26 protein-coding genes, 1 tRNA gene and 1 other RNA gene are annotated in these 24,738 nt (G+C 66.6%); 10 read left to right on the forward strand and 18 right to left on the reverse strand.

Annotation, left to right across the window (positions count from 1 at the left end; all coding sequences use genetic code 11):
• Positions 1-90: 90 nt before the first annotated feature.
• Positions 91-300, reverse strand: a complete 210-nt coding sequence (locus J9611_RS06830; protein WP_211878787.1) for a hypothetical protein — start codon at positions 298-300, stop codon at positions 91-93.
• 132 nt (positions 301-432) lie between these two features.
• Entirely contained in the window at positions 433-1,923 is a 1,491-nt protein-coding gene (locus tag J9611_RS06835; protein WP_211878790.1) for a glyceraldehyde-3-phosphate dehydrogenase, read from the reverse strand.
• Positions 1,924-2,233: 310 nt separating this feature from the next.
• On the opposite strand from J9611_RS06835, the gene J9611_RS06840 reads away from it, so the two are divergent.
• Positions 2,234-3,010 carry a glycerophosphodiester phosphodiesterase gene (locus tag J9611_RS06840; RefSeq protein WP_211878791.1) on the forward strand — a complete coding sequence of 259 codons (777 nt, stop codon included), beginning with the start codon at positions 2,234-2,236 and terminating at the stop codon, positions 3,008-3,010.
• 171 nt (positions 3,011-3,181) lie between these two features.
• Here the strand turns inward: J9611_RS06840 and rnpB are convergent.
• Positions 3,182-3,575, reverse strand: an RNA gene (gene rnpB / locus J9611_RS06845) — RNase P RNA component class A.
• A 131-nt stretch (positions 3,576-3,706) separates the two neighbouring features.
• On the opposite strand from rnpB, the gene J9611_RS06850 reads away from it, so the two are divergent.
• The 3 genes from J9611_RS06850 to J9611_RS06860 are packed head-to-tail and all read left to right on the forward strand — an operon-like array spanning position 3,707 to position 6,342.
• Positions 3,707-4,537: a slipin family protein gene (locus tag J9611_RS06850; protein WP_211878792.1), complete on the forward strand. Its 831-nt coding sequence runs from the start codon at positions 3,707-3,709 to the stop codon at positions 4,535-4,537.
• 56 nt (positions 4,538-4,593) lie between these two features.
• Positions 4,594-5,538 carry an alpha/beta hydrolase gene (locus J9611_RS06855; RefSeq protein WP_211878793.1) on the forward strand — a complete coding sequence of 315 codons (945 nt, stop codon included), beginning with the start codon at positions 4,594-4,596 and terminating at the stop codon, positions 5,536-5,538.
• A gap of 39 nt (positions 5,539-5,577) precedes the next feature.
• Positions 5,578-6,342 (forward strand): YaaA family protein, encoded by a 765-nt coding sequence (locus J9611_RS06860; protein ID WP_211878794.1) that lies wholly within the window; start codon positions 5,578-5,580, stop codon positions 6,340-6,342.
• Between the two features lie 63 nt (positions 6,343-6,405).
• Here the strand turns inward: J9611_RS06860 and J9611_RS06865 are convergent, their stop codons facing one another.
• Positions 6,406-7,143, reverse strand: coding sequence for a zinc ribbon domain-containing protein (locus tag J9611_RS06865; protein ID WP_211878795.1), 738 nt, complete (start codon positions 7,141-7,143; stop codon positions 6,406-6,408).
• 61 nt (positions 7,144-7,204) lie between these two features.
• Complete coding sequence (locus tag J9611_RS06870) at positions 7,205-8,140, reverse strand: Nif3-like dinuclear metal center hexameric protein (protein WP_372447769.1); 936 nt, start codon at positions 8,138-8,140, stop codon at positions 7,205-7,207.
• Between the two features lie 107 nt (positions 8,141-8,247).
• Here J9611_RS06870 and msrA point away from each other — a divergent pair, with 107 nt between their 5' ends.
• The 3 genes from msrA (at position 8,248) to epsC (ending at position 10,403) form a co-directional block, all read left to right on the forward strand.
• Positions 8,248-8,772 (forward strand): peptide-methionine (S)-S-oxide reductase MsrA, encoded by a 525-nt coding sequence (msrA, locus tag J9611_RS06875; RefSeq protein WP_211878798.1) that lies wholly within the window; start codon positions 8,248-8,250, stop codon positions 8,770-8,772.
• Between the two features lie 70 nt (positions 8,773-8,842).
• Positions 8,843-9,778: a cysteine synthase A gene (gene cysK, locus J9611_RS06880; protein ID WP_211878800.1), complete on the forward strand. Its 936-nt coding sequence runs from the start codon at positions 8,843-8,845 to the stop codon at positions 9,776-9,778.
• A gap of 40 nt (positions 9,779-9,818) precedes the next feature.
• A complete protein-coding gene (gene epsC / locus J9611_RS06885; RefSeq protein ID WP_211878802.1) occupies positions 9,819-10,403 on the forward strand; it encodes a serine O-acetyltransferase EpsC in 585 nt (194 codons plus the stop codon).
• Between the two features lie 34 nt (positions 10,404-10,437).
• Here the strand turns inward: epsC and J9611_RS06890 are convergent, their stop codons facing one another.
• Complete coding sequence (locus J9611_RS06890) at positions 10,438-11,271, reverse strand: oxidoreductase (protein ID WP_211878803.1); 834 nt, start codon at positions 11,269-11,271, stop codon at positions 10,438-10,440.
• 173 nt (positions 11,272-11,444) lie between these two features.
• Positions 11,445-12,881 (reverse strand): NADP-dependent phosphogluconate dehydrogenase, encoded by a 1,437-nt coding sequence (gene gnd, locus J9611_RS06895; protein WP_211878805.1) that lies wholly within the window; start codon positions 12,879-12,881, stop codon positions 11,445-11,447.
• A 238-nt stretch (positions 12,882-13,119) separates the two neighbouring features.
• Here gnd and J9611_RS06900 point away from each other — a divergent pair, with 238 nt between their 5' ends.
• On the forward strand, positions 13,120-13,848 hold the full coding sequence (locus J9611_RS06900; RefSeq protein WP_211878807.1) for a FadR/GntR family transcriptional regulator: 729 nt from the start codon (positions 13,120-13,122) through the stop codon (positions 13,846-13,848).
• A 27-nt stretch (positions 13,849-13,875) separates the two neighbouring features.
• Here J9611_RS06900 and J9611_RS06905 read toward each other — a convergent pair whose 3' ends face one another.
• Genes J9611_RS06905 through J9611_RS06915 form a run of 3 tightly spaced genes read right to left on the reverse strand, consistent with a single transcriptional unit; the run spans position 13,876 to position 16,675 of the window.
• Positions 13,876-14,955 carry an L-idonate 5-dehydrogenase gene (locus J9611_RS06905; RefSeq protein ID WP_211878809.1) on the reverse strand — a complete coding sequence of 360 codons (1,080 nt, stop codon included), beginning with the start codon at positions 14,953-14,955 and terminating at the stop codon, positions 13,876-13,878.
• Positions 14,955-15,725 (reverse strand): SDR family oxidoreductase, encoded by a 771-nt coding sequence (locus J9611_RS06910; RefSeq protein ID WP_211878811.1) that lies wholly within the window; start codon positions 15,723-15,725, stop codon positions 14,955-14,957. The genes J9611_RS06905 and J9611_RS06910 overlap by 1 nt, the downstream gene beginning before the upstream one ends.
• A complete protein-coding gene (locus J9611_RS06915) occupies positions 15,722-16,675 on the reverse strand; it encodes an NAD(P)-dependent oxidoreductase (RefSeq protein ID WP_211878813.1) in 954 nt (317 codons plus the stop codon). Before J9611_RS06915 ends, J9611_RS06910 begins: the two co-directional genes overlap by 4 nt.
• 86 nt (positions 16,676-16,761) lie before the next feature.
• On the opposite strand from J9611_RS06915, the gene J9611_RS06920 reads away from it, so the two are divergent.
• Positions 16,762-17,826 carry a D-2-hydroxyacid dehydrogenase gene (locus J9611_RS06920; RefSeq protein ID WP_211878816.1) on the forward strand — a complete coding sequence of 355 codons (1,065 nt, stop codon included), beginning with the start codon at positions 16,762-16,764 and terminating at the stop codon, positions 17,824-17,826.
• A 209-nt stretch (positions 17,827-18,035) separates the two neighbouring features.
• On the opposite strand, the gene J9611_RS06925 is transcribed toward J9611_RS06920, so the two are convergent.
• The 8 genes from J9611_RS06925 to J9611_RS06960 all read right to left on the reverse strand — a co-directional run bounded on the left by J9611_RS06925 (position 18,036) and on the right by J9611_RS06960 (position 24,044).
• A complete protein-coding gene (locus J9611_RS06925) occupies positions 18,036-19,385 on the reverse strand; it encodes an MFS transporter (RefSeq protein WP_211878818.1) in 1,350 nt (449 codons plus the stop codon).
• A gap of 170 nt (positions 19,386-19,555) precedes the next feature.
• Positions 19,556-20,353: an IclR family transcriptional regulator gene (locus tag J9611_RS06930; RefSeq protein WP_211878820.1), complete on the reverse strand. Its 798-nt coding sequence runs from the start codon at positions 20,351-20,353 to the stop codon at positions 19,556-19,558.
• 174 nt (positions 20,354-20,527) lie between these two features.
• On the reverse strand, positions 20,528-21,358 hold the full coding sequence (locus J9611_RS06935) for a fumarylacetoacetate hydrolase family protein (RefSeq protein WP_211878822.1): 831 nt from the start codon (positions 21,356-21,358) through the stop codon (positions 20,528-20,530).
• A 275-nt stretch (positions 21,359-21,633) separates the two neighbouring features.
• Positions 21,634-21,924 (reverse strand): hypothetical protein, encoded by a 291-nt coding sequence (locus tag J9611_RS06940; protein ID WP_211878824.1) that lies wholly within the window; start codon positions 21,922-21,924, stop codon positions 21,634-21,636.
• A 94-nt stretch (positions 21,925-22,018) separates the two neighbouring features.
• Positions 22,019-22,094: transfer RNA gene (locus J9611_RS06945), tRNA-Val, on the reverse strand.
• A gap of 81 nt (positions 22,095-22,175) precedes the next feature.
• Positions 22,176-23,096, reverse strand: coding sequence for an NAD-dependent protein deacetylase (locus J9611_RS06950; protein WP_211878826.1), 921 nt, complete (start codon positions 23,094-23,096; stop codon positions 22,176-22,178).
• Between the two features lie 4 nt (positions 23,097-23,100).
• Positions 23,101-23,628 carry a peroxiredoxin gene (locus tag J9611_RS06955; RefSeq protein WP_211878828.1) on the reverse strand — a complete coding sequence of 176 codons (528 nt, stop codon included), beginning with the start codon at positions 23,626-23,628 and terminating at the stop codon, positions 23,101-23,103.
• Complete coding sequence (locus J9611_RS06960; protein ID WP_211878830.1) at positions 23,625-24,044, reverse strand: DUF3052 domain-containing protein; 420 nt, start codon at positions 24,042-24,044, stop codon at positions 23,625-23,627. The genes J9611_RS06955 and J9611_RS06960 overlap by 4 nt, the downstream gene beginning before the upstream one ends.
• A gap of 392 nt (positions 24,045-24,436) precedes the next feature.
• On the opposite strand from J9611_RS06960, the gene J9611_RS06965 reads away from it, so the two are divergent.
• A partial coding sequence (locus J9611_RS06965; RefSeq protein WP_504741881.1) for a pyruvate dehydrogenase E1 component-related protein occupies positions 24,437-24,738 on the forward strand: 302 nt, incomplete at its 3' end.

A 24,738-nucleotide genomic window follows, 5' to 3' on the forward strand; every position in this document is an offset into this window, starting at 1 on the left:
GGTGGGCTATTTCCTGCTGCACCCCCAAAGCCTAGGCCAAGGCTGCGACACTGACGGTGTTATCCACACTGTGGAGGACAGCTGGCGGAGCTACTGCTCCCTGGTCACGCGCCTCAGGTCTTCGTTGGCGATGTCCAGCAGCTCCCGCAGCTGGTTGACCCTGGCGTCGTCGATCTCATCGGCGTCACGCTTGGCGAGGGCATCGTCGAGGAGGCGCTTGGCTTCCTTCGCGTTCTGCCGCGCGACGTCCAGCGCGTGTTCGAGGGTGGTTTCGTGCTCCACAACCGGGTTCTGTTCCATGGCTCCATTGTGGTTCCCTTTCCCGGCCGATTCCAGTGCATCGGCCGGGAAAGGGTAAATAAGTCCCGGTCAGGGACGTGCGGTGTGGCTGCCGCTGCCAGAGCCTGCAGGCCTGGTAATCAGGCCCGGCAATCAGGCGTCGGCGGCCAGGCCCGCGGCGACCAGGACCGAGGCCGCGTCCTTGGCGGGGAAGGACGGCGGGTTCACGCCGGCTATTTCCTCCATGACGCGGACCACCTGGCAGCTGTAGCCGAACTCGTTGTCGTACCAGACGTACAGCACGAGGTTCTTGTCGCTGGAGATGGTGGCAAGGCCGTCAACGATGCCTGCCCGGCGGGAGCCGACGAAGTCCGTGGAGACAACCTCGGGCGAATCGATGTAATCGATCTGCTTGCGCAGCTCCGAGTGCAGCGACATTTCCCGCAGGTAGTCGTTGACCTCGTCCTTGCTGGTGCCGTTTTCGAGGCTCAGGTTCAGGATGGCCATGGAGACGTCCGGGGTGGGGACGCGGATGGCGTTGCCCGTGAGCTTGCCCTGGAGTTCCGGCAGGGCCTTGGCGACGGCCTTGGCGGCACCCGTCTCGGTGATGACCATATTCAGGGCGGCCGAGCGTCCGCGGCGTTCGCCCTTGTGGAAGTTGTCGATCAGGTTCTGGTCGTTGGTGAAGGAGTGGACCGTCTCCACGTGGCCGTGCACGACGCCGTAGCGGTCATTGATCGCCTTCAGCACGGGGGTGATGGCGTTGGTGGTGCAGGAGGCCGCGGTGACGATCTTGTCGGAGTCGGTGATCGCGCGGTGGTTGATGCCGTGCACGATGTTCTTCAGATCGCCCTTGCCCGGAGCGGTGAGCAGCACGCGGGAGGCGCCCTTGCTCTGCAGGTGCCGGGACAGTCCCTCGGCGTCGCGCCAGCGGCCCGTGTTGTCGACGATCAGCGCGTCGTGGATGCCGTAGGCGGTGTAGTCCACCGTGGCGGGGTTGTCCGAGTAGATGACCTGGATCTGGACACCGTTGGCGGTGATGGTGTCGTTCTCGAGGTCCACCTTGATGGTGCCCTCGAAGGGTCCGTGGACGGAGTCGCGGCGCAGCAGGCTGGCGCGCTTGGTCAGGTCGTTGTCCGAGCCGCGCCGGACCACGATGGCGCGGAGCCGCAGGCCGTGGCCACCACCGGCCTTTTCGATCAGGAGGCGGGCCAGGAGCCGGCCGATGCGTCCGAAGCCGTAAAGGACGACGTCGGTGCCGGTGCGGTCGTCGCCGCCGCGCTTGCCCACGACCTCGGCGAGTTCCTCGCGGAGGAATTCATCCAGCGTGGCGCCGTTGCCTTCGGCCCGGTATTTCTCGGTGAGCCGGGCGACGTCGATGGCTGCCGCGCCCAGTTCCAGCTTCGTCAGGGCCTCCAGGAGAGGGGCGGTCTCTTCGAGGCGCAGCTCTTCGTGGCTCATCCGGCGGGCGAAACGGTGCGCCTTCAGGATGTTCATAGTGGACTTGTTGATCAGGCTACGGCCGTGGATGGAAGTCACCACGTTGTTCTCGCGGTACAACCGGCCGATGAGGGGAATCATGGCCTCGGCGAGCGCCTCACGGCCCATCCACGTATCAAGACAAGAATCTGATGTCTGGCTCACAGAACTACCTTCCTAAAATCCACCACATACGTCCGCGTATATGGAAGTCGGCCGCCGGAGGGTGTCCGGGAACCTGGCCGCCGGCGGGGATTCGGTCCACCCCGGGCGCCTGCATGAAGTGCAAAGAAAAACCGCCGGCTGCGAACGCAGACCCGGCGGGAGAACTTCTACGTTCACCATCCATTCTAGGGCGGCGCCGCGGCGGCCGGTGCACGGCCCGGCGTGAAATGACTCACATACGCGCAGGTGGAGCCGCGGGATGGTTGCATGCCGTTGCCCGGTCCGCACAGCCCGCCGCTACGCTGGGACGATGATCAAGATTGCGGCTCTCCTGCTCGGGTTGGTGCTGTGTACCGGCTGCGCCGCGGCGGAGCGGACCGCACCGGCGTCGACCTTTACCCTGGTGGCTCACCGGGGCGGCGCCTTGGTCTACCCGGAATCGTCGCAGGAAGCCTTTGACGCCGTGAGCAGGACGAAGTTCCCGATCGAAACGGATCTGCGGCAACTCCAGGACGGCACCCTGGTGCCGTTGCATGACGCCACCGTCAACCGGACCATGGCCGGCGTGACGGGCCTTCCTGCGGGGATCAGTTTGGACCAATGGAAGTCGGCACGGATCAAGAACCCGCGGGGCGGCGCCGAGGGCACGCCCACCACGTGGCAGGCCATGCTCGACGCCTATGGCGGCCGGAACGTACTCGTCCCGGAGCTGAAAGACGGGACCATGGATGTGAGCGGCTTCGCCAGGCCTATCCGGTCAAAGGGTGCCCTCGACAGCGTGATCGTACAGACGTTCAGCTTCACCACGGCCGAGTCGCCGGCCAAGTCAGGGCTCCATACCCTATACCTGCTGAACGAAGGGGAGGAACCCGATGCGGCAGCGATCCGCGCAACGGGTATAGAGTACGTCGGCCCCCACAAGAGCATCAGCGGCACGTATCTGCTCACGCTGAAAGCCTCCGGATTGAAAGTGTGGCCCTACACAGTCAATGACGAAGCCACCGCGTCCCGGCTCCGTCAAGAGGGCGCCGACGGCGTTTTCACCGACGACCCGTGGACGTTGTCACGGCAAATGCACTTGGGCTAAGTGGCTGGATGCGTTGACCGATACGCCGGGTCACCGAACTCCGGAATGCGGGGCAAACAGTTCCACCACAATTCGGTTTAAGTGGCTAAATACGGCTAAGAACCTGCCCGGGACACCCCGAAATAACGACCGGGCAAACGCCCAGATCACGCGAAATTCCGCGGCTTTGGGTGGATGGGTTGACCGATACGCCGGGTTCTGTGTTCCCGCGCCGTTACCGGCGCGGGAGTAGCGGCCATCCATCTACGAACGCCGTTGCCGGCGCCCTCCAGCGGCCTACCCGGACACTCGGGCGGGCAGCCCTCAAACGTGCCCTGTCTGGCCTTGCTCCGGGTGGGGTTTACCTAGCCTTCCCGGTCACCCGGGAAGCTGGTGGTCTCTTACACCACCGTTTCACCCTTACCTGCCCTGCAGCCTGTGCAAGCACCGGCGGCAGGCAGGCGGTCTGTTCTCTGCGGCACTGTCCTGCGGGTTACCCCGAGTGGGCGTTACCCACCACCCTGCCCTGCGGAGCCCGGACGTTCCTCGAGCCACTTGAGTGACGCGCGGCCGCCTGGTCAACCCATCCGCAGTCCATTCTACGGTCCCCGGAGGCGGGCTATCACCGGATCCATTTGGCGTCCCTGGTGGGACAATGGAACCAGGAACGGGGCAGGCCAGTCCCCGGCTTCCGGTTGCACAAGGGAAGTGATCCGCATGGACCTCACCGGCATCGTCGTCCTCATTGTCGTCGTCGTACTGCTGCTGACGCTGGCCCGGATGTCCATCCGGATCGTCCGCCAGTATGAGCAGGGCGTCCTCTTCCGGCTTGGCAGGGTGATCGGGGTGAGGTTGCCCGGTCTGCGCTTCATCATTCCGGTGATCGACAAGCTCCCGCTCGTCAGCCTGCGGATCGTGACCATGCCGATCCAGTCGCAGGGCATCATCACGCAGGACAACGTCAGCGTCGATATTTCCGCCGTGGCCTACTACCGCGTTGTCGATGCCGTGAAGTCGGTGGTCGCGATCGAGAACGTGGCGGCGGCCATCAACCAGATCGCCCAGACCACGCTGCGCAAGGTGGTGGGCCGGCACAGCCTGGACCAGACGCTGTCCGAAACCGAGCGAATCAACACTGACATCCGGGAGATTCTGGATGCCCTCACGCTGGAGTGGGGAGTCCAGGTCACGCTGGTGGAGCTGAAGGATATCCAGCTTCCAGACAGCATGAAGCGCGCCATGGCCCGCCAGGCGGAGGCGGAACGCGAGAAGCGGGCCAAGATCATCGCCGCCCAGGGCGAAGCCATCTCGGCGGCAGCCCTCGGAGAGGCGTCCGACACGATGATGGCCCACCCGCTGGCCCTGCAGCTGCGGAATCTTCAGTCCCTCGTGGAGATCGGCGTGGACAGGAACACTACGGTCGTCTTCCCTGCGCCGCTCATGAGCACCATTGCGGAGCTCGCCGCCTTCCTCGCGCGCGAGACCCAGGCGGCCCAGACCGCCCAGACAGCGGCGTCGGCCTCCGCCACTCCGATCAAGGCCGCGTAGGACGGCGGGTAGGAACTACCCGTGTGCCGGGCGGCCCCGATGTCTATGATCAGACCATGAAAGGGCCGTTGCTTGGTCGCCGGCGGATACTGGAGCTCGGAGCCGGGCTGCTGGGCGCCGCCACACTGGACGCGTGTGCGCCCGCGGAAAGCCGGCCGGAGGCCGGAACGGCAACCACAACTGCAGCCCAACAGCCTGACGGGATGACCGGGACGCCGTCGGCCGATCCCGCAGCCGCTCCGGACGGGCCTGAGGCGTCGGAGGAGACGGGTACGCAGCTGGAATTCAGGACCGGGTCCTTTGTCTCGGACTTCCGGCCCGGCGTCGCCACGGAATGGTCGGTGGCCGCGCCGCTGCTTTCCGGCCCGGCCGGGCAGCACAAGCTTCCCGTGGCGGTGTTCCTCCACGGCACCGGCAGCAGCAACCGTTTCATCTTCGACGTCCTCGGCGCCCAGGCTGTCCTGCAGCGGCACCTCGCTGAGGGCGGACTGCCCTTCGCCATCGCAGCCGTGGACGGTGCCGACACGTGGTGGCACCCGCGCGCGGACGGTACCGACACCCAGTCGATGCTGCTCGCCGAGTTCATCCCCCTCCTCGCCGGGCAGGGGTTCGACACCGGCAACCTCGGCCTTCTGGGCCTGTCCATGGGCGGTTTCGGTGTGCTGCTGTTGGCCTCGCAGGGAAAGATCCCCGGGCTCCGGGCTGTCGCCGCCATGAGCCCCGCCGTCTCGGGCGACTACGACTCCAGCCTGGAGGATGCCTTCGACAGTCCCGAGGACTTCGCGGCCAATGACGTCTTCGCGCTCCGGCCGGAGCTGGCACCGCTGCCCAAACGGATCGACTGCGGCACCGACGACGCGCTCCTCGCCACGGTCCAGGACTACGTCAGCGGCCTCCCCGGCCCCCTCGAGGGAGGGTTCCAGCCCGGCGGCCACGAGGACGGCTATTGGCGGCTGGTCCTGCCCGATGTCGTTGCCTTCCTGGCCAGGCACCTGGCCTGATCGGGCGCCGGTAAGATCGGGCGCCGGTAAGATCGAACGGTGCTGATTCTGCTGCCGCCCTCCGAGGGCAAGACCCCCGCTGCCGGCGGCGACTCCGTCGACTGGACCTCCCTGAGCTTTCCCGGGCTCACCACGTACCGGGCCAAGGTCCTGGAGGCCCTCGGGACGGTCAGCGCGCACGAGGACGCGCTGGCGCTGCTCGGCGTCGGCGCGTCGCTGAAGGCCGACGTCGAACGCAACACCCGGCTGCACGCCGAACCGGCGGCCCCGGCACACCAGGTGTATTCCGGCGTACTCTATGACGCTCTCGGCTACGGCTCCCTCACGGCGGCGCAGCGGAAGAAGGCCGACGAGTCCGTGCTGGTCGTTTCCGCGCTCTGGGGCGCCATCCGCTTCGCGGACCGGGTGCCGGCCTACCGGCTGTCGATGGCCACCGCGCTGCCCGACGTCGGACGGCTGGCCCCCTTCTGGAAGCCGCAGCTGAACGCCGCCCTTGCTGCCGCCACCGCCGGCGAACTGCTGGTGGACTGCCGCTCCAGCACCTACGCCGCGGCGTGGACTCCCCCGCCGGCGCAGACGGTTGCCGTGAATGTCTTCACCGAGGCTGGCGGCGTGCGCAAGGTGGTCAGCCATTTCGCCAAGCACACCCGCGGCGAGCTGGCACGCCATCTGCTGCAGCGCCGCGGCAAGGCGCCGCAGACCCCCGCACAGCTGCAGAAGGCGGCGGCCGAGAAGTGGACCGTGGAGCTCATCGAGGGCACGGCCCGGAAGCCCCACACCCTCAACATCATCCTGCCCAGCTAGCTCGCAGCAGTTGTCGTTTTGAGCCCTCAGAACGACAACTGCTGCGAGTCAGTTGGGAAGAGGCTAGACCCACTCGGCCGAGCGGACCAGGATGCAGCCGGAATCCGGGCAGAACACGATGTCGTCCTCGGCCGCGGCCTTGATCTCGGCCAGGTCGCCCGGGCTGAGCTGCATGCCGGAGCCTTCGGAGGTTCCGTGGAACAACCGGGCCGCGCCGACACCGCGCCGGGCGAGGGTCTTCTCATAGACCGCGAGCAGGCCGGACTCCAGGTCAGCGGCGAACCCGGCCCGGCGTCCCCGGACCACGGTGGCCTCGGCGGCGATCTCGGCGAGCGCCTCGTCCAGTTCGGCACGGATGACGCCGAACGAGCCCTGGATGTCATCGACGATCTGCTGCTGGGCCGCCTGCCGCAGCCGGAGCGAGTCCAGCCGTTCCAGGACCTCCAGCTCGACGTCCTCGAGGTCCGAGCGCCGCTTGTTCAGCGAGACGAGGTCACGCTGCAGGGCAACCAGGTCCTTGGACAGGCCGGTGCCGCTGTTGAGCTTCGCCTCGTCGCGTTCGATCCGGGACGCCACCTGCTCCACGTCCGCCTCGGCGCGCTTGAGCTCAAGTTCGGCGTCGTGGACGGCCATCTTCGCACCACCCAGCTCGCTGTGGGCAACACTGAGTGCGGCTTCAAGATCGGTGATCCGGGAGTCGCTTTCAAGGGCCAGGCGGCGGTTGGACAGGGACTTGAGCTTCGCATCGAGTCCCTGCAATTCGAGCAACTTCAACTGTTCCGCCGGTGCTGCCTTGGCCACTATTACCTCCGCTTGTTCCCTTCCGGCCGGGGCCGGGCACCTTATCGGCGCTTAGTAGACTCTAGTCCCCGCCCGGAGTCAGAATGAAGTCCCAGGGGTCGCTGTTGGTGCTGCTGACCCGGATGTCCACCTCGTGGCCCTGGTCGGACAGGACGTTGCCGAGTGCCGCGGCCGCAGCGGGCAGCCACAGCCACTCGCTGGCGAAGTGCGAGACATCGATGAGGTACGGCCGGCCGTTGACGGCTCCCTCGCGGGCTTCCGACGCCGGATGGTGCCGCAGATCGGCCGTCACGTAAACATCGGCGTTGCTCGCCCGGACCGCGCCGAAGAGGGAATCCCCGGCGCCGCCGCACACGGCGACGCGCCGGATGAGGCCGTCCGGGTCACCCGATACGCGCACTCCGCCGGCCACGGCGGGCAGGATGCCGAAGACCCGGGCCGCGAAGTCGCCCAGCGTCAGGACATCCGGCAGGTCCCCTACCCGGCCGATGCCTTCCTCCGGGAGCCCGTTCATGGCCGGTGTCAGGGGTGCCACGTTCTGCAGCCCGAGCGCATCGGCCAGGACATCGGACACGCCGCCGACGGCGGCGTCGCCGTTGGTGTGGACCGTCAGCAGGCCCGTTCCCGACTCGATCAGGCGGTGAACGGCCTTGCCCTTGGCGGTGTTGGCCGCGACAGACGTCACACCCTTCAGCAGCAGGGGATGGTGGCTGATCAGCAGCTCCGCACCGAAGTCGATGGCTTCCTCGATCACCTCGAGCGTCGGGTCGACGGCGAAGAGGATCCTGGTCACCTCGGCCGAGGGATGCCCTGCGACGAGGCCGACCTCGTCCCACTCCTCGGCGAGGGATTCGGGCCAGAGTTCCTCGACGGCAAGCAGGATCGTACCGACGGTGGGGGCGTCCGTGTTGGTGGCAGCGGATGTGCCAGTGTCGATACCAGTGTTGGTGGCAGCGTCTCTGCCTCTGGCAAAGTCAGCTGAAACGTCGGTATTCACAGGTTCCATGCCTCATTCTTACCCTATCCAGTGACCTGCCCCACAGCCGCCGGGCACCAGGATGCGGCTCCGGGAATCATCCGGGCAGTTCAACCATTGAAGAGGACATGAGAACTTTTGTCCTCGGCGGAGGCTGCTTCTGGTGCCTCGACGCCGTCTACCAGAAAACCAAGGGCGTCAGCTCGGTCATTTCGGGCTACACCGGAGGCCATGACCGTGACCCCGACTACTACGCCGTGTGCTCCGGAACCACCGGCCATGCGGAGGTGGTGGCGGTGACATTCGACGAGGACGTGATCCCGGCGGAGGTCATCCTGGACATGTTCTTCGCGCTGCACGACCCCACCACGCTCAACCGCCAGGGCTACGACGTCGGCACGCAGTACCGCTCCTCGATGTTCTACGAGACCACGGAGGAGAAGGTCCTTTTCGAGGAGGCGATCGAACGGAACCAGCAACTCTGGGCCGACCCGATCGTGACCGAGGTCAGCCGGCTGCCGGTGTTCCACGTCGCGGAAGCCATGCACCAGGACTTCTACGCCAAGTACCCGGGCGAGGGCTACTGCCGGGTGATCATCAACCCGAAGCTGGCCAAGGCAAGGAAATATTACTCTGCATGGCTTAATGCTTAGCTAGGGCCCGCGCGGGCTCGTTAGGCTGACCCCAGCACCCACCCGCTTCTTCAGACAGGCACCCATACACATGGCACGGATCTATGACGATGTTACCCAGCTGGTTGGCGGCACCCCGCTGGTCCGGCTCAACCGGCTCACCGAGGGCCTGGACGCCACGGTGGCCGTCAAGCTGGAGTTCTTCAACCCGGCCAACAGCGTCAAGGACCGCATCGGCGTAGCCATTGTCGATGCTGCCGAGAAGTCCGGTGCCCTGAAGCCCGGCGGGACCATCGTCGAAGGGACCTCCGGAAACACCGGCATCGCCCTGGCCATGGTGGGCGCGGCACGCGGCTACAAAGTCATCCTGACCATGCCGGAAACCATGTCCACGGAACGCCGTGTCATGCTCCGCGCCTACGGCGCCGAAATCGTGCTGACCCCCGGCTCCGAGGGCATGCGCGGCGCCGTCGAGAAGGCCCAGGAGATCGTGGCCAACACGGAAAACTCCATCTGGGCCCAGCAGTTCGCCAACGAAGCCAACCCCGAGATCCACCGCACCACCACCGCGGAGGAAATCTGGACCGACACGGACGGCAAGGTGGACATCTTTGTGTCCGGCATCGGCACCGGCGGAACCATCACCGGCGTCGGACAGGTCCTCAAGGAGCGCAAGCCCGGCGTCCAGATCGTTGCCGTCGAGCCGAAGGATTCCGCAATCCTGAACGGCGGCCCCGCGGGTCCGCACAAGATCCAGGGCCTCGGCGCCAACTTCGTTCCGGAAATCCTGGACACCGACGTCTACGACGAGGTCCTGGACGCCACCCTGGAGGATTCCGTCCGCGTCGCCCGTGACCTCGGCATCCAGGAAGGCATCCTGGGCGGCATTTCCTCCGGCGCGATCGTCTGGGGAGCCCTCGAACTGGCCAAGCGCCCGGAGAACGCCGGTAAGCTCATTGTTGCCGTGGTCTGCGACTTCGGTGAGCGCTACATCTCCACCGTGCTGTACGACGACATCCGCGGCTGAGTCCGCCCCGCTGTCCCACGATTCCTGTAGAAAGGTCTTTGTGAGCTTTTTCGCAAGACTCAAGGAAGACCTCGACGCCGCCCGGTCACACGACCCGGCGGCCCGAGGTTCTTTTGAGAACTTCTTTGCCTACTCCGGACTGCACGCGATCTGGGCCCACCGCCTGACGCACCGGCTGTGGCAGAACCCGGCCCTGCGGTTCCCTGCCCGGCTGGTTTCCCAGCTGGCACGGTTCGCCACGGGGATCGAGATCCACCCCGGCGCCACCATCGGCCGGCGGTTCTTCATCGACCACGGGATGGGCGTCGTCATCGGCGAGACGGCCGAAATCGGCGAGGACGTGATGATCTATCACGGCGTGACCCTCGGCGGGCGTTCCCTGGCGAAGGTCAAGCGGCACCCCACCATCGAGGACCGCGTGGTGATCGGCGCCGGGGCCAAGATCCTGGGGCCCATCACCATCGGCAGGGACAGCGCCGTGGGCGCAAACGCCGTCGTGGTCAAGGACGCGCCGGCCGAATCGATCCTTACCGGTGTGCCGGCCACGTGGCGCCACCGCGACGCGCAGCGTGAGACCAAGCCGGCCGTGGATCCCGCCGAGTACGTTATCGACTACCACATTTAGATCCGGCCCACCGGCCCGCCGGACGCTCTGCCCGCTACGCCGGAAACCGCCTGTAGATGGTCCAGACCACGACGTCGAACACCCTGTCCGGCAGCAGGCGCCGCAGCAGCAGCAGGGCCCGCGCGCTCCCGCCCACCGGATAACGGGTCCTGGGGCGGGACGATGTCGCGGCGTGGATAATCGCGTCGGCAACCACCTCGGGCCGCGTGGAGAGTGCGGCTTTGTCCGTGGTGGCAAGCGCCGCCGCCATGACCCTGGCCTGCTCCGCGTACGGCCCGGTCCCGGATGTGGCCCGCAGGCCCCGGGCGGAGATCGCACCCCATTCGGATTGGGTGCCTCCCGGCTCGATGATGGACACGCCGATGCCATGGGGCTTGAGTTCCATCCGCAGGGAATCGCTGAGACCCTCGACGGCGAACTTCGTAGCGTGGTACCAGGCACCGAGCGGCTCATACATCTTCCCGCCCATGGAGGAAACATTGATGATCCTCCCGGCGCCCGCGGCCCGCATGGCAGGAATGACCAGCTGCGTCATCCGGGCCAGGCCGAAGACGTTGACGTCGAACTGGCGCCGGCCCTCCGCGGGCTCCACCTCCTCGAGCGAGCCGTAGGAACCGTAGCCGGCGTTGTTCACGAGGACGTCAATCCGCCCGTGGGCCGCGATGACCCCGCCGACGGCGGCGCTCATGGACTCCTCATGTGTCACATCCAGCGCCACAATCCTGACCCCGTGGGCCGCCAAGGGCTCCATCTTCTCCACCCGCCGGGCCCCGGCATAGACGGTGAAGCCGTGCGCGGCGAGCTTCTTCGCGGTTTCAAAGCCGATCCCGGTGGAGGCACCGGTGACAATCGCTACGGGCTGGGTCATTTCCGGGCTCCTCGGGTGGCGGGACAGCCGGCGGCTTAAACTCCAACGGCCGGCGCCTCCCAGAGTAACGGGAAGGACCGGCCGTCCGCAGTGGCACGGGGAGTCCGGGCAGAGTGGGGCAGCCGGGTCCCTGCGTGGCGACGAAGTCGACACGAAAGGGCCTGCCCCAATCCCTAGTGGGTGTCCACTGCCTCTATCTCGGACTTGTCCTCGCCCCAGAGGGTGTGGAACGTGCCCCCGGCATCGATCCGGCCGTAGGTGTGGGCGCCGAAGAGGTCGCGCTGGCCCTGGATCACGGCAGCCGGGAGGCGCTTGCGGCGCAGGCCGTCGTAGTAGGCCAGCGAGGAGGAGAACACCGGCACCGGGATGCCGAGCTGCACCGCCGTGGAGACCACCCGGCGCCACGCCGGAAGGACCTCCGCGATCGCCTTGGTGAAGGCGGGGGCGAAGAGCAGGTTGGCCGGCTTGTCCTCCAGCGCGTAGGCGTTGGTGATCTCCTTGAGCAGCTCCGCGCGGATGATGCAGCCGCCGCGCCACAGCGAGGCGATCTCGTCCAGCTTCAGGTCCCAGCCGTATTCCGTCGCGGCGGACGTGAGCATGTCCAGTCCCTGGGCGTAGGAGACCAGCTTGGAGGCGTACAGTGCCTGGCGGACGTCCTCGACGAAGCCCTCGGGGACCTCGATGTCGGCCTCTCCGCCGGCCAGCAGTTCCTGGGCCAGCTTGCGCTGCTCCGTCTGGGAGGACAGGGCGCGGGCGAACACCGATTCGGCGATGCCCGACGTCGGGGAGCCCAGTTCGAGGGCGGAGATGACCGTCCAGCGGCCGGTGCCCTTCTGCCCGGCGGCGTCCACCACGACGTCGACGAACGGCTTGCCGGTCTTCGCGTCGACGTGGCCGAGGACCTCGGCGGAGATCTCGATCAGGAAGGAGGCGAGGTCTCCCTTGTTCCATTCGGTGAAGATCTTCGCCTGCTCGGCCGGTTCGATCCCCGCGCCGGAGCGCAGCAGGTCGAAGGCCTCGCCGATGACCTGCATGTCCGCGTATTCGATGCCGTTGTGGACCATCTTGACGAAGTGGCCGGCGCCGTCGGTGCCGATCCAGGCGCAGCACGGCTTGCCGTCCACGTGCGCGGCGATCTTTTCCAGCAGCGGTCCCAGGGCGTCGTAGGACTCCTTCGAGCCGCCGGGCATGATCGAGGGCCCGTTCAGGGCGCCTTCCTCGCCGCCGGAGACGCCGATGCCGACGAAGTGCAGGTCCTTCTTGGCCAGTGCGGCTTCGCGGCGGCGGGTGTCCTCGAAGTGGGAGTTGCCGGCGTCGATGATGATGTCGCCGGCCTCCAGCAGCGGCTCGAGCTGCTCGATCACGGAGTCGACCGGCTTGCCGGCCTTGACCATGATGAGGACGCGGCGGGGCTTCTCCAGCGAGTCAACGAGCTCCTGGAGCGTCTCCGTGCGGACAAAATCGCCGTCCGTGCCGTGCTTTTCCAGCAGCGCGTCGGTCTTCTCCACCGAGCGGTTGTGCAGGGCAACGGTGAAGCCGTTCCGGGCCAGGTTGCGGGCGAGGTTGGCCCCCATCACCGCAAGGCCGGTGACACCGATGTGTGCTGACATCAAAAACTCCAATTCATTCTGTGCAACGAGTGCAATGCGTCCCGCGATTGCTGCGGGACACGCTTCGTGGGATCAGTGGCTGTCAATAAACCATATGTATTCGGGCGGCGATGGGAAAGCGGTGCCCATCTTTCGGAATACGGCACGTCCTGACCAGTCTATGATTTCCGGGCCCTCTCCGCCGCTCAGGGCCCGATCGGCGTCGGAAATCGCCATGCGCAGCATTATGCTTACGACTATGTCAACCAGCCTCCACCACCGTGCCATTGAGCACCTCGGGACCCGCATCGTCGCGGGCGACCTCCCCGCCGGCCACGTCATGCTGGCCGAGCAGCTCGAAGCCGAGCTGAAGGTCTCCCGTTCCGTGGTCCGTGAGGCGGTCCGCGTCCTGCAGTCCCTGGGCCTTGTCGAAACCGTCAAGCGTGTGGGGATCCGGGTCCTGCCGGCCAGCCGCTGGAACCCGTTCGATCCCCAGGTGATCCGCTGGCGCCTGGCCGGCGAGGGGCGCGGCGCGCAGCTGCGCTCCCTCGCCGAGCTGCGCACCGCCGTCGAACCGGTGGCCGCCGAACTCGCCGCCGTCAACGCTCCTGTTGAGCTCCGGCGTGAGCTCGTGGAGGTTTCGCACGCCATGCGCGACGCCGGCCAGTCCGGTGACGTGCCCCGCTTCCTGGAGCTGGATATCCAGTTCCACTCCCTGCTGCTGGCAGGCTCCGGCAACGAGATGTTCGCCAATATGGCCGGCCAGGTGGCCGAAACGCTGACCGGACGCACCATTCACGGCCTCATGCCGGACCACCCGCGCGCCACCGCGCTTCAGTGGCACGTGGAGGTGGCGGAGGCAATTGCCGCCGGCGACGCCGCCAGGGCACGCGAGGCGTCGAACAGGATCATGCGCGGCTCCATCTCTGAGCTGGAGCCGGCCTGGAAGGACCAGCCCAGGGTGTTCGTTCCGCTCCCGAGCCGCTGAGGCCCGCGGCCCGCGGCCCCGACAGGGCTACTGCGCCCCTCGCCCCTCCGGGGCCGGCCTGAAGTCCAGCAGCACCTTTCCGGACTCAGCCGAGTTTTTGGCCACCTCGAAGGCCTCCAGTCCGCGGTCCAGCGGGAAGGTGTGGGTGACCACCGGGTCCACGAACAGCGATCCGTCGGCCAGTGCGGCAATGACGTCATCAATTTCGTCGTTGAAGCGGAAAGAGCCCAGCAGCTCCAGCTCGCGGGTAATCGCCAGCGAGATCAGGACCGGCTGCGGGCCCGACGGCAGGAGCCCCACCATCACCACCTTGCCGCCGCGCACCGCGCCCTTGATCGCCGACGCCAGGCCGTGATGGCTGCCCGAGGACTCGATGACGACGTCTGCCTCCACGGCCGCGATGGCTTCTGCGTCATCGCCCTTGAGGACCTCGTCAGCGCCCACGGCGCGGGCTATCTCCAGTGGTTTCGCGTGCATGTCCACGGCCACGATCCGCTGGGCACCAGCACGTTTAAGGACGGCCACCGCCAACGCGCCGATGGGTCCGCTGCCGACCACCAGGGCCGTCTTTCCGGCCACGTCTCCGGCACGCGAGACCGCGTGCCAGGCGACGCTCGCCGGTTCCACCAGGGCTGCGGTCTTGAGTGCCAGGCCCCGGGGCAAGGGACGGAGCATCCGGGCCGGCAGGGCGGCATACCGGCTGAAGGCGCCGTCGGTGTGCGGGAAGCGTGCGGCGCTGCCCAGGTAGGTGCAGCCGGGCGACAGGTTCGGGCGGTCTTCGGGGTACCGTGCGCCGCCCGGGCCCGGCGTGGCGGGATGCACGGCGACAGCCGTGCCGGCCGCGGGCCCCGTTCCGTCCCCGGCAGCCAGGAGCACTGTTCCCACGATCTCGTGGCCCAGGATCATGGGCGCCTTGAGGACCGATTCGCCTGCGGCGCCGTGCATCCAGTAGTGCAGGTCCGAGCCGCAGATCCCACCGTACGCCACTTCGACAACGGCCTCATCGGACGCCGGTGCGGGCACCGGGATGTCCTCGATCCGCAGGTCCCCGGCCGCATGGGCCACCACCGCGGCCGCCGTCGCCGGAATTACTGTTGCGCCGCCCATCAGACCACCACCGTCATTCCGCCGTCGATGAAGATGGTCTGGCCGTTGACGAAATCCGAGCCGTCGGACGCGAGCCACACCGCCGGGCCGGCCAGGTCCTGCACGGTCCCCCACCGGTGCGCCGGGGTCCGGCCCAGGATCCAGGAATTGAAGTCCTCGTCGTCCACGAGGTTCTGCGTCATCTCGGTGTGGATGTAGCCCGGCGCGATCCCGTTGATCTGCAGGCCGGACCCGGCCCATTCCGCCGTCATGGCCCGGGTCAGGTTCCGGAGCCCGCCCTTGGCCGCAACATAGGGTGCGATCGTGGGCCGGGCCAGGTCGGCCTGCACGGAGCAGATGTTGATGATCTTGCCCCGGCCGCGCGGGATCATGCGCCGCGCCGCCGCGCGGCCCACCAGGAACGCGCTGGTCAGGTCCGTGGAGATCACCCGCTCCCAGTCGGCGACGTCCAGTTCCAGCATGGGCACGCGGTGCTGGATGCCGGCGTTGTTCACCAGGATCTCCAGCGGTCCCGCGTTCTCTTCCACCCAGGCGACACCCCGGGCGGCCTCGGTGTCCTTGGTGACGTCGAAGGCGCAGCTGTGAACCCGCCCTGGCGGGTATTCCGCGGCCATTGCGGCTTCTGCGGCCGTCAGCCGTTCGGGGTTGATGCCGTTGAGCACCACCGTGGCGCCGGCGTCGGCCAGGGCCCGCGCCAGGGCGTTGCCGATCCCCCGGCTGGAGCCGGTGACCAGCGCGGTCCGGCCCGTCAGGTCAAAAAGTGCGCTCATAGTTCGTTGATCCTCACTCGGTCCCGGCTGCTGTCTTGCCGCTGAAAGGCTGTGTTGTCACTGAGATTCGAGATTGTTTGCCGGACGACGGCGAGGTCCCGGTCGCCCAGTCCCTGGCGCTTGAGTTCCGCATAGAGTTCGACGCCGGCAGCCGCCATCGGCACGGCGGCCTCCACGGCGGCGGCGCTTTCGAGCACAAAGGACAGGTCCTTGTGCATGAATTTCGCCGGGCCCGTGGGCTCGTAGTCCTTGGCGGCAAGCCGTGGCCCGACGAAGTCCAGGACCCTGCTGCCGGCCAGGCCGCCCGCGAGCACCTCATAGAGGGCGGCAACGTCCATTCCCGAGCGTTCGGCGAGCTCCGCGGCTTCGGCGAGCGCCGCCGTCGTGGTTCCCACGATGAGCTGGTTGCACGCCTTGGCGAGCGACCCGGAACCCAGCGGTCCCAGCCGCCGCACCGTGGTGCCCATGGCCTGGAAGAGCGGCAGCAGCCGCTGGAAGTCCACTTCGCTTGCGCCGGCCATGATGGCCAGGGTCCCTTCCACGGCACCTTTCGTGCCGCCGCTCACGGGAGCATCGACGACGACGGCGTTGCCGCTGCTCGCCCGGGCCACCCGCGCCCCGAATTCCTTCACCGCGGCCGGCGAGACGCTGCTCATGACCACCACGGCGGTCCCGGCGGCCGGCGGCGTCGCGGACCAGCTGGCCAGGAGTGCCGCGGCCGAGTCCTCGATGTAGGAGAGATCCGGGAGCATGAAGATGATGACCGGCTGGTCGCGCAGGCCTTCCACCTCGGCCACGCGTCCGCCTCCGAGGACCTCGAACGCATCAAGTGCTGCCGGTGAGCGGTTCCAGGCGGTGACGCTCCAACCCGCCTTGAGGAGGTTTGCCGCCATCGGCGCACCCATGAACCCCAGGCCCACAAAGCCGGCTTCCTTCCGGTCCAAATCCATGTTGCCTCACTTCTTTATGGTTGGTTCAGGTGTTGGTTCAGTGGTTAATCTTCGAAATCTGTTCAATATCCTAACCTCCATTCAGTATGATGAACACTATGACGTCTGAAACCACCGTCGCGATCGCCGTCCCGCTCGAAGCAGAGTTTGTGGAGCGCATCCGCGCCGTAGATCCTTCCGTTACCGTCCTTTACGACCCAGAACTGTTGCCGCCGGAACGCTTTCCCGCAGACCACTCGGGAGATCCTGACTTCCGCCGGACGCCGGAGCAGGAGGAGCGCTACTGGGACATGCTGAATAAGGCCCAGGTCCTGTACGGGTTCCCCAACGAAAGCCCGGCGGGCCTCGCCCGGATCGCCGGCAGCAATCCCCGCCTTGAGTGGATCCACGCCATGGCCGCCGGCGCCGGCGGTGCCGTGAAGGCGTCCGGGCTCGACGCCGGGACGCTGCAGAAGTTCAAGGTGACCACCTCTGCCGGCGTCCACGCCCTGCCGCTCGCAGAGTTCGCCGCCCTCGGAATCCTCAACGGCTTCAAGCGCAGCGCGGAACTGGCACAGGACCAGGCGGCCAGGATCTGGCCCGAACTCCGCACGCCCACGCGCCTGGTCAACGGCTCCCGCCTCGTGATCACCGGACTGGGCGAAATCGGGCTCGAGACCGCACGGATCGCCCGCGCGCTGGGCATGAGGGTCAGCGGCACCAAGCGTTCCATCGAAGCGATCGAGGGGATCGACGAAGTCGCGGACAACGACGGCCTCGCCGGCCTGCTGGCCGCGGCGGACGCCGTCGTCAATACGCTGCCTGGCACGCCGTACACCGAAAAACTTTTCAACCGCGAAGTATTCGCGGCCATGAAGCCCGGGACCGTGTTCGTGAACGTGGGCCGCGGCACCGTGGTGGACGAGGAGGCCCTGCTCGAGGCGCTTGAGAACGGCCAGGTTTCCTACGCCTGCCTCGACGTGTTTGCCGTGGAGCCGCTCCCGCAGGACAGCCCGCTGTGGAACCACCCCAAGGTGATGGTGTCCCCGCACACCTCGGCCCTCAGCGCAGCCGAAAACCGCCTGATCTCGGAGCGCTTCTGCAGCAACCTGCGGACATTCCTGGACGGCGGCGAACTCCCCCACCTCGTGGACACGGTCCACTTCTACTAAGTCCGCGGCCCGTTCCGCACCACATGACAGGCGGCCTCTCCGGAAACGGAGGGGCCGCCTTGGCGTTGGCGTGCTGTAGCAGTGGCGGTGCGCAGGCACTTGGAGCGTCGCCAGGCACCGTCCGCATCGCCAAAAAGCCGTGGCCCCTTCCTGAGCGGAAGGGGCCACGGCCGGAGATGTGGCGGACGGCGCCGCGAAGCCGGGAGCGGCTAGCTGGCATCCTCCGTGAGGACCAGGTCGCGTCCCACTGTCTCGGGGGTGAAGAACGTGGTGACAAACGAGATGAGGGCTAGCACCAAAGAGTAGATGCCGAGCACCAGCCAGGAGTGGCCCGTGGCGGCCAGGAGCGCGGCACCCACCAGGGGAACAAGTCCGCCGGCCATGACGGCAGAGAGCTCGCGGCTCATGGCCACGCCGGTGAACCGGTACTGCGAACCGAAGAGTTCGGGCAGGAGCGGGCACTGCGGGCCGAGCATGGACTGGACGCCGAGGGCGATGCCCACCACCATGACTACCCAGACGAGTGTCACATTGCCCAGTGTCACCAGATAGAACGCCGGCAGGGCGATGACCGCCTGGAAGAGCGCACCGTAGCGGTAGACGGGGACACGGCCGAACCGGTCGGACAGGGCACCGAAGGTGACCACCATGACCGCAGCGAAGCCGGCGGCGATGAGGAGGCCCACCGGGCCGATGAACTTGTCGCCCGGGAAGACCCCGTCCTTTGCGGCCAGGAAGGCGATGAGCAGGGCCGAATAGATCGAGGAATTCCCGTTCTCACCCATCCGCAGGCCAATGCCGATCAGCACGTTCTTCTTTGAGTGCTTCCAGAGCTGGCCGATAGGGTTCTTGACCACGCTCTTGTGCTTTTCCAGCTCCTGGAACACCGGGGTTTCCTTCAGCCTGAGCCGGATGAAGATGGCCACCGCGATCAGGATCACGCTGGACAGGAACGGCACCCGCCAGAGCCAGCCCTCCAGGGTGGGCTTGTCTGCCATGGCAATCAGGGCAAAGGTTCCGGCCCCGAGCAGGGTGCCCAGCTGGATTCCGACGAACGGGAGCGAGGCGAAGAAGCCACGCCGGCGGCGCGGTGCGACTTCGGAAATCAAGGTGGTGGCGCCTGCCTGTTCCGCGCCGGCCCCCAGGCCCTGGAGGATGCGCAGGGTCACGAGGAGAACGGCGCCCAGCATGCCGGCCTGCTCAAACGTGGGCAGCAGGCCGATGGCGAAGCTCGCGGTTCCCATCAGGCCTATGGTCAGGATGAGGACCATCTTGCGGCCGAACCTGTCGCCGATATAGCCGAAGACCAGTCCGCCGAAAGGCCGGGCCGCGAAACCGACGCCGTAGGTGGCAAACGATGCGATCAGGGCTCCGTCTTCGCCGAGCGGCTTGAAGAAGAGCGGGCCGAAGATCAGGGCCGAAGCCAGGCCATAGATGTAGAAATCGTAGTACTCCAGGGCGGAGCCCACGGAGCTGGCAAGAGTTGCCCTTCGCAGCTGTTCCGGATCGACGACCGCATCGTCCGCATCAGCAAGCGGTGTATTAGTACTGGTTGTCACAAGCACTCCCTCAAGAACACTCCAGACCCCCGTTGGCCTGGTGGGATAGGAACAACGTCCTGAGACGCCGATCACTATGTTGAACAGCGTACAACATAGTGATCAGTTAGCCAATCTAAAATCAGACTTAGATTTCCGGTCACCCTTTCGGCTGAGCGACGGCGCCGGCTCTACCCCATGGGATTGCCCAGGGACCGGGCCAGTTCCTTCAGTTCCTTCACCATCAGCGCGCCCTGCTCCTCCGAGTAGGTGGCCTTCAGGGCGGTGACCGACAGGCCCAGGCTGGGTCCGTGCGCGCCGCGCGTGGGGACCGAGACGGCCAGGCACACGACTCCCGTCGTTGATTCCTCATCCTCGAAGGCATAACCCTGTTCCCGGATGACGGCGAGTTGGGACTTCAGCTCGGCACCGGTCCGGAGCGACTTCGGTGTCAGGACCGGAAGTTCGGCGTCGTCCGGGAACATCTCCGCGATGTCGTGGTCATGAAGCCGGGCCAGCAGCGCCTTACCCACGGCGCAGAGGGACACCGGCATCTTGTCGCCGATGTTGGAGGTGAGGCGAACCGCGGGGTGGCCTTCATAGCGGGCCAGGTAGATGACGCTGGTGCCGTCCAGCATGGCGATGCGGACGGTTTCGCCGGAAAGCGTCGGAGCCTGTTCACAGAACCGGTAGAACTCCTGGACCTCGTCCAGGCGGCTGAGGTACGCGGCGCCGAGCTCAACCAGCTTGCGTCCGAGAGTGAACTCGGCGCCCTGGCGGTTGATGAGCCGGGCCTCCTCGAGGGCAAGCAGGAGATTTGATGTTGAAGATTTCGGAATGCCCAGCTCCCTGGCGAGGTCACTCAGCGTGAGGCGTCCGGTCGCAGAGGCGGCCAGGGCCTCCAGCACGGCAGCGGCGCGGGTCACCGCCGGTGCGGGTGAGGCGCTCCCCAATCCATCGGAGGTGCGGGGAACTCGGGAATCGGCCATGATTCTCCTTCAGGTATTGCGCGTTCGTCGCCGGCGCCACTCACGCGAATGCTGTTCAGTCAGTTGAACAGTAACCATCATAATGTCTGGCGCCGGAAATCTCGCCTTGGGGTTGGCCGCCTCCCCAAGCCAATTTCCACTGGTCGGGCCCGGGACGAGCTGCCGCGAACACCGTCAGGCTGCGGCCGTGACCGGATTCGATAGCTGCCCGATGCCCTCGATGTGGCAAATGACGCTGTCGCCGGGAACGAGCCGCGCACACTCTGCGGGGAAGCCCGTGAGCACCAGATCCCCGGGGTGAAGCGTCATGAAGGACGTCAGGTAGACCAGGATTTCCTCCACTCCCCAGCCGAGATCAGCGGAGCTGGCCGCCTTGAGCTCGGTTCCATTGTGGTTTATTCCGATCGCCAGGTTGTCGTCATTCAGAGCCGTGACGATCCACGGCCCCACGGGAGTGAAGGTGTCCTGGCTCTTGGCGCTGATCCACAGTTCGTCGGATTTCTGCAAGTCCCTGGCGGAGACGTCGTTTCCGATAGTGAAACCCAGAATTGCGGTCCGTGCGGTGTCGAGCGTGAGTCCGCGGACCCTGCTCCCGACGACGATCGTCAGTTCTGCTTCCGGGTCGACATGGCCCACGCCGGGCCGCAGTTCTATCGCGTCTCCCGGACCGACCACGCTGGTCGCGGCCTTGTGGAACGCCTGCGGAGGGAGAGCGCGGCCCGCCTGGCCCGTGTTGTGCGCCATACCGAGCACGTTGGCCGGGACGCTGGGTGCGAGGAAGGTGAACGAGCCTTCTTCCACAATGGCCCCGCTTTGCCAGCCATCGCGGGGTTCGCTGCCGGGATTGGCCAGGGATCCAGGGAACGGCGTGGTGACCACCGTCCATGCCTTTCCGGCGTCACTGTCGAAGTCCGGGGCGTCGTTGGCGACGAAAAAGTGCTCGGCCTCCGAAACATAGGAGAGGGGACGGACTCGGGCAATTCGACGGGCATGCATAGCGGACATGAAGACATCCTAGGTCCCGGGCCGGGGCGGGGATGGAATGTGTCAAGTCAGGGCGGCGGATCCGAACGCCTGGTTTAACCATCGATTAGGCCAAATACCGGCTGCGAGCAACGCCTGGACGTTTCACATTTCCTGGCATTCACGGTATATTCGTTATAAGCCTTCCACCGCGGCATCCCCCAATAGTCGCGGTGGAAGGCTTTTCCATTGCCTGATTGGATCGGGGCCTGATTGGATCGGGCGCCTCCTGCGCTCCGGATTCGCGGCGCCGTCTGCTACGCCGCGTCCGCTACGGCGTCCCGCAGCCGCCAGCCACCACCCAGACCGTCCCGGATAAGTTCCATGGTGGTCAGGGCCGAACCGTGGTTGCGCCCCAGCCTCGCCTGGATCTGCCAGACCTCGACGTCGACACGGCTCAGGCCCCTGGGCATCCGGCGCTCCGCTTCCCACCAGCTCACCCGCTCAAACCAACGCACCGGCTCGGCGCCGACCGTCCATTCACGGCCGCCGCGGACTACCGCTACCGGCCTGCCGTCGGGGCAGGTCTTCACCATCACATGTTCCATGCCAGTCACGGTAGGGTCTGGCTGTGACAATTTTCGGGGCCAACAAAAAACCCCGCCGGGCGGACCATTCGGCCTGCAGTGACGGGGTTTTCCTTGGTGGGTCCTACCGGGATCGAACCGATGACATCCACGGTGTAAACGTGGCGCTCTACCAGCTGAGCTAAAGACCCAAACCGCCGTTTCGGCGCCTGCGCGCTTCAACCAACGAACAGCTACTGTACCGGATGCAGCAGGCAGAACGCCAATCGGACTCAGAGCGGCGGGAGCTCTTCGGCGAGCCATCGCAGGGACTCGCTGACGCCGGCGTCGAGCTTGATGGTGGCCAGTTCGTCGCCGCGGGTCTGCCCCCGGTTGATGATGACGACGGCCTTCCCCTGTTTGGCTGCGTGGCGGACAAAACGCAGGCCGCTCATCACCGTCAGTGACGAACCGGCCACGAGGAGCGCGCCGGCCTCGTCCACCATGGCGTAGGAGCGCTCCACCCGGTCCCTGGGCACATTCTCGCCGAAATACACGAAGTCGGGCTTCAGGGTGCCTCCGCAGGCTGGACAGTGCGCCACGACGAAGCTTTCGATCAGGCCGGAATCCTCCACGGTGGCGTCGGCATCCGGTGCCATCTCGACGACGCCGGCGGCCAGGGCCCGCTCGAGGAATCCGGGGTTGAGTTCTTCCAGCACCCCGGCCAGCAGCGCGCGGGTGTACCGGCGGCGGCAGCCGAGGCAGGCAACCTGGTCGAAGCGGCCGTGCAGGTCCACCACATTGATGCTGCCCGCCTCCTCGTGGAGCCGGTCCACGTTCTGCGTGATGATCCCCGTGAGCAGCCCGCGGTGTTCCAGCCGGGCAATAGCGACGTGTCCGTCGTTTGGATCGGCGCGGCGCAGGTGCGACCAGCCGATATGGTTGCGGGCCCAGTAGCGCTGCCGGTTCTCCGGGCGGGCGATGAACTCCTGGTAGGTCATCGGCGCCCGCGGCGCGGCGCCCGGTCCGCGGTAGTCCGGGATCCCGGAATCCGTGCTCAGGCCCGCCCCGGTCAGCACGGCAAGGCGCTCGCCCGCGAGGACACCGCGGATCTCCTGCAGCACCACGAGAACGTCGCGCGCAGGTTCGGCGGCCGCGACCGGGGGCAGGCTGGCAAAGCCAGTCAGGCCGACCCCGGGCCGCCGCTGCCTCACCGCTTCAGTTCCCGCCGAGTCCTGCCAGTGCGGCGCGGTATTCGGCAAAATCCCGGGCCTGGCCGCGCGGATTCACCACCACATAGCGCACGATTCCGTCGGCGCCGATGATGAACGTCCCCCGCTGGGCCATGCCGCTCGAAGGGTCGAACACGCCGTAGCGTGCGGCGACGGCACCATGCGGCCAGAAGTCGGCCAGGAGATCGAAGGCGTAGCCTTCCTTCTCGGCATAGGCCCGCTGGGCGAACTTGCTGTCCACCGAGACCGCCAGCACGGCGGCGTCGGCTTCCTCGAAGAGCGCCAGGTTGTCCCGGATTTCGCACAGCTCGCCGGTGCAGATCCCGGAGAACGCGAAGGGATAAAAGACGACGACGACGTTGCGGCCCCGGAGCGCCGAAAGCCTGACCGGTTCGCCGAACTGGTTCACCAGTTGGAAGTCCGGCGCCGGCTCCCCGACGGCGGGCACGGTGCCCGCTTGGATGCCCGGCCGGTCCCCGGTCAGGGTTGCCCCGACCTGGACTGCAGCGGTCATTTGTTCTTCCGGGTGACCAGACGTGTGGCGCTCCAGTCCTTCGAAACGCCCGCGGAGGTGGTGTAGTGCAGCCCCGTCGTGGGGGCGGCGTCCTGGATGTCCGCCGGTGAAACGTAGCCGGTCCGGCCCGACTTCGGCGTCAGGACCCACACGACGCCCCCCTCGGTCAGGGTGGTGCGGGAATCGACGAGGGTGTCAACGAGGTCGCCGTCGCCGGCCCTCCACCAGAGAATGGCGGCATCGACCACCTCGTGGTCGTCCTCATCAAGGAGTTCAGACCCCGTGAGGTCTTCGATGTCGTCACGCAAGTCGAAGTCGACGTCGTCGTCGTAGCCGAATTCCTGAATCAGATCCCCGTTTTTGAACCCCAGTTTTTCCGCCACATTTACCGAAGTGGCGGCGTCGGCCTCGCTCACGTGTTGCTCCTATGTTTGATGATTTCATTGTCTCCAGTGATTTCCATTACCCCAAGCCAACACCCTTTGAGCCTGCGCTTCAAGCTGTTGGCACCGCGATCCGCCATATTCTGCGTCACACGCGGCGATCCGGGGACCACCGGGCGGAACTTCGTCACACAACCAGTATGCCGGTGAAATACGGCCCGGCACCCACCGGGCGGCTACGCATCCCCGAGCCGCCACAGCTAGAGTGGCTGTTGACGACTACGCCTGCGAGGGCGACCGCCCCGCTACTACAGGCAGGCATAGTCGTAATTGGACCCGGCGCACATGACCGGGCCCATGTAACCGATATGTCGCACGCGTCGCGTTCACGCCAGGCAGTTACCCTGCCGGAGCTGAGGGTGCCGATGAATGCGCTCAAAGAGAGGTTGGACGTGGCTGCAGGAGAAGAAACCTCCCATATCCTCAGCGGGTTGACAAACCAGCTGCCTGATCGTGATCCGGAAGAGACCGCCGAATGGCTGGAGTCCCTGGATGACCTGATTCAGGATCAGGGCACGGAACGTGCCCAGTACATCATGCGCAGCCTGCTCCAGCGGGCCGGCGCGCAGAGTGTGGGCGTGCCGATGGTGACCACCACGGACTACGTGAACACGATCCCGGTGGACCAGGAAGCCCCGTTCCCCGGCGACGAGGAGATCGAGCGCAA

The organism is Pseudarthrobacter albicanus (assembly GCF_018224015.1).
Taxonomy (GTDB): domain Bacteria; phylum Actinomycetota; class Actinomycetes; order Actinomycetales; family Micrococcaceae; genus Arthrobacter; species Arthrobacter albicanus.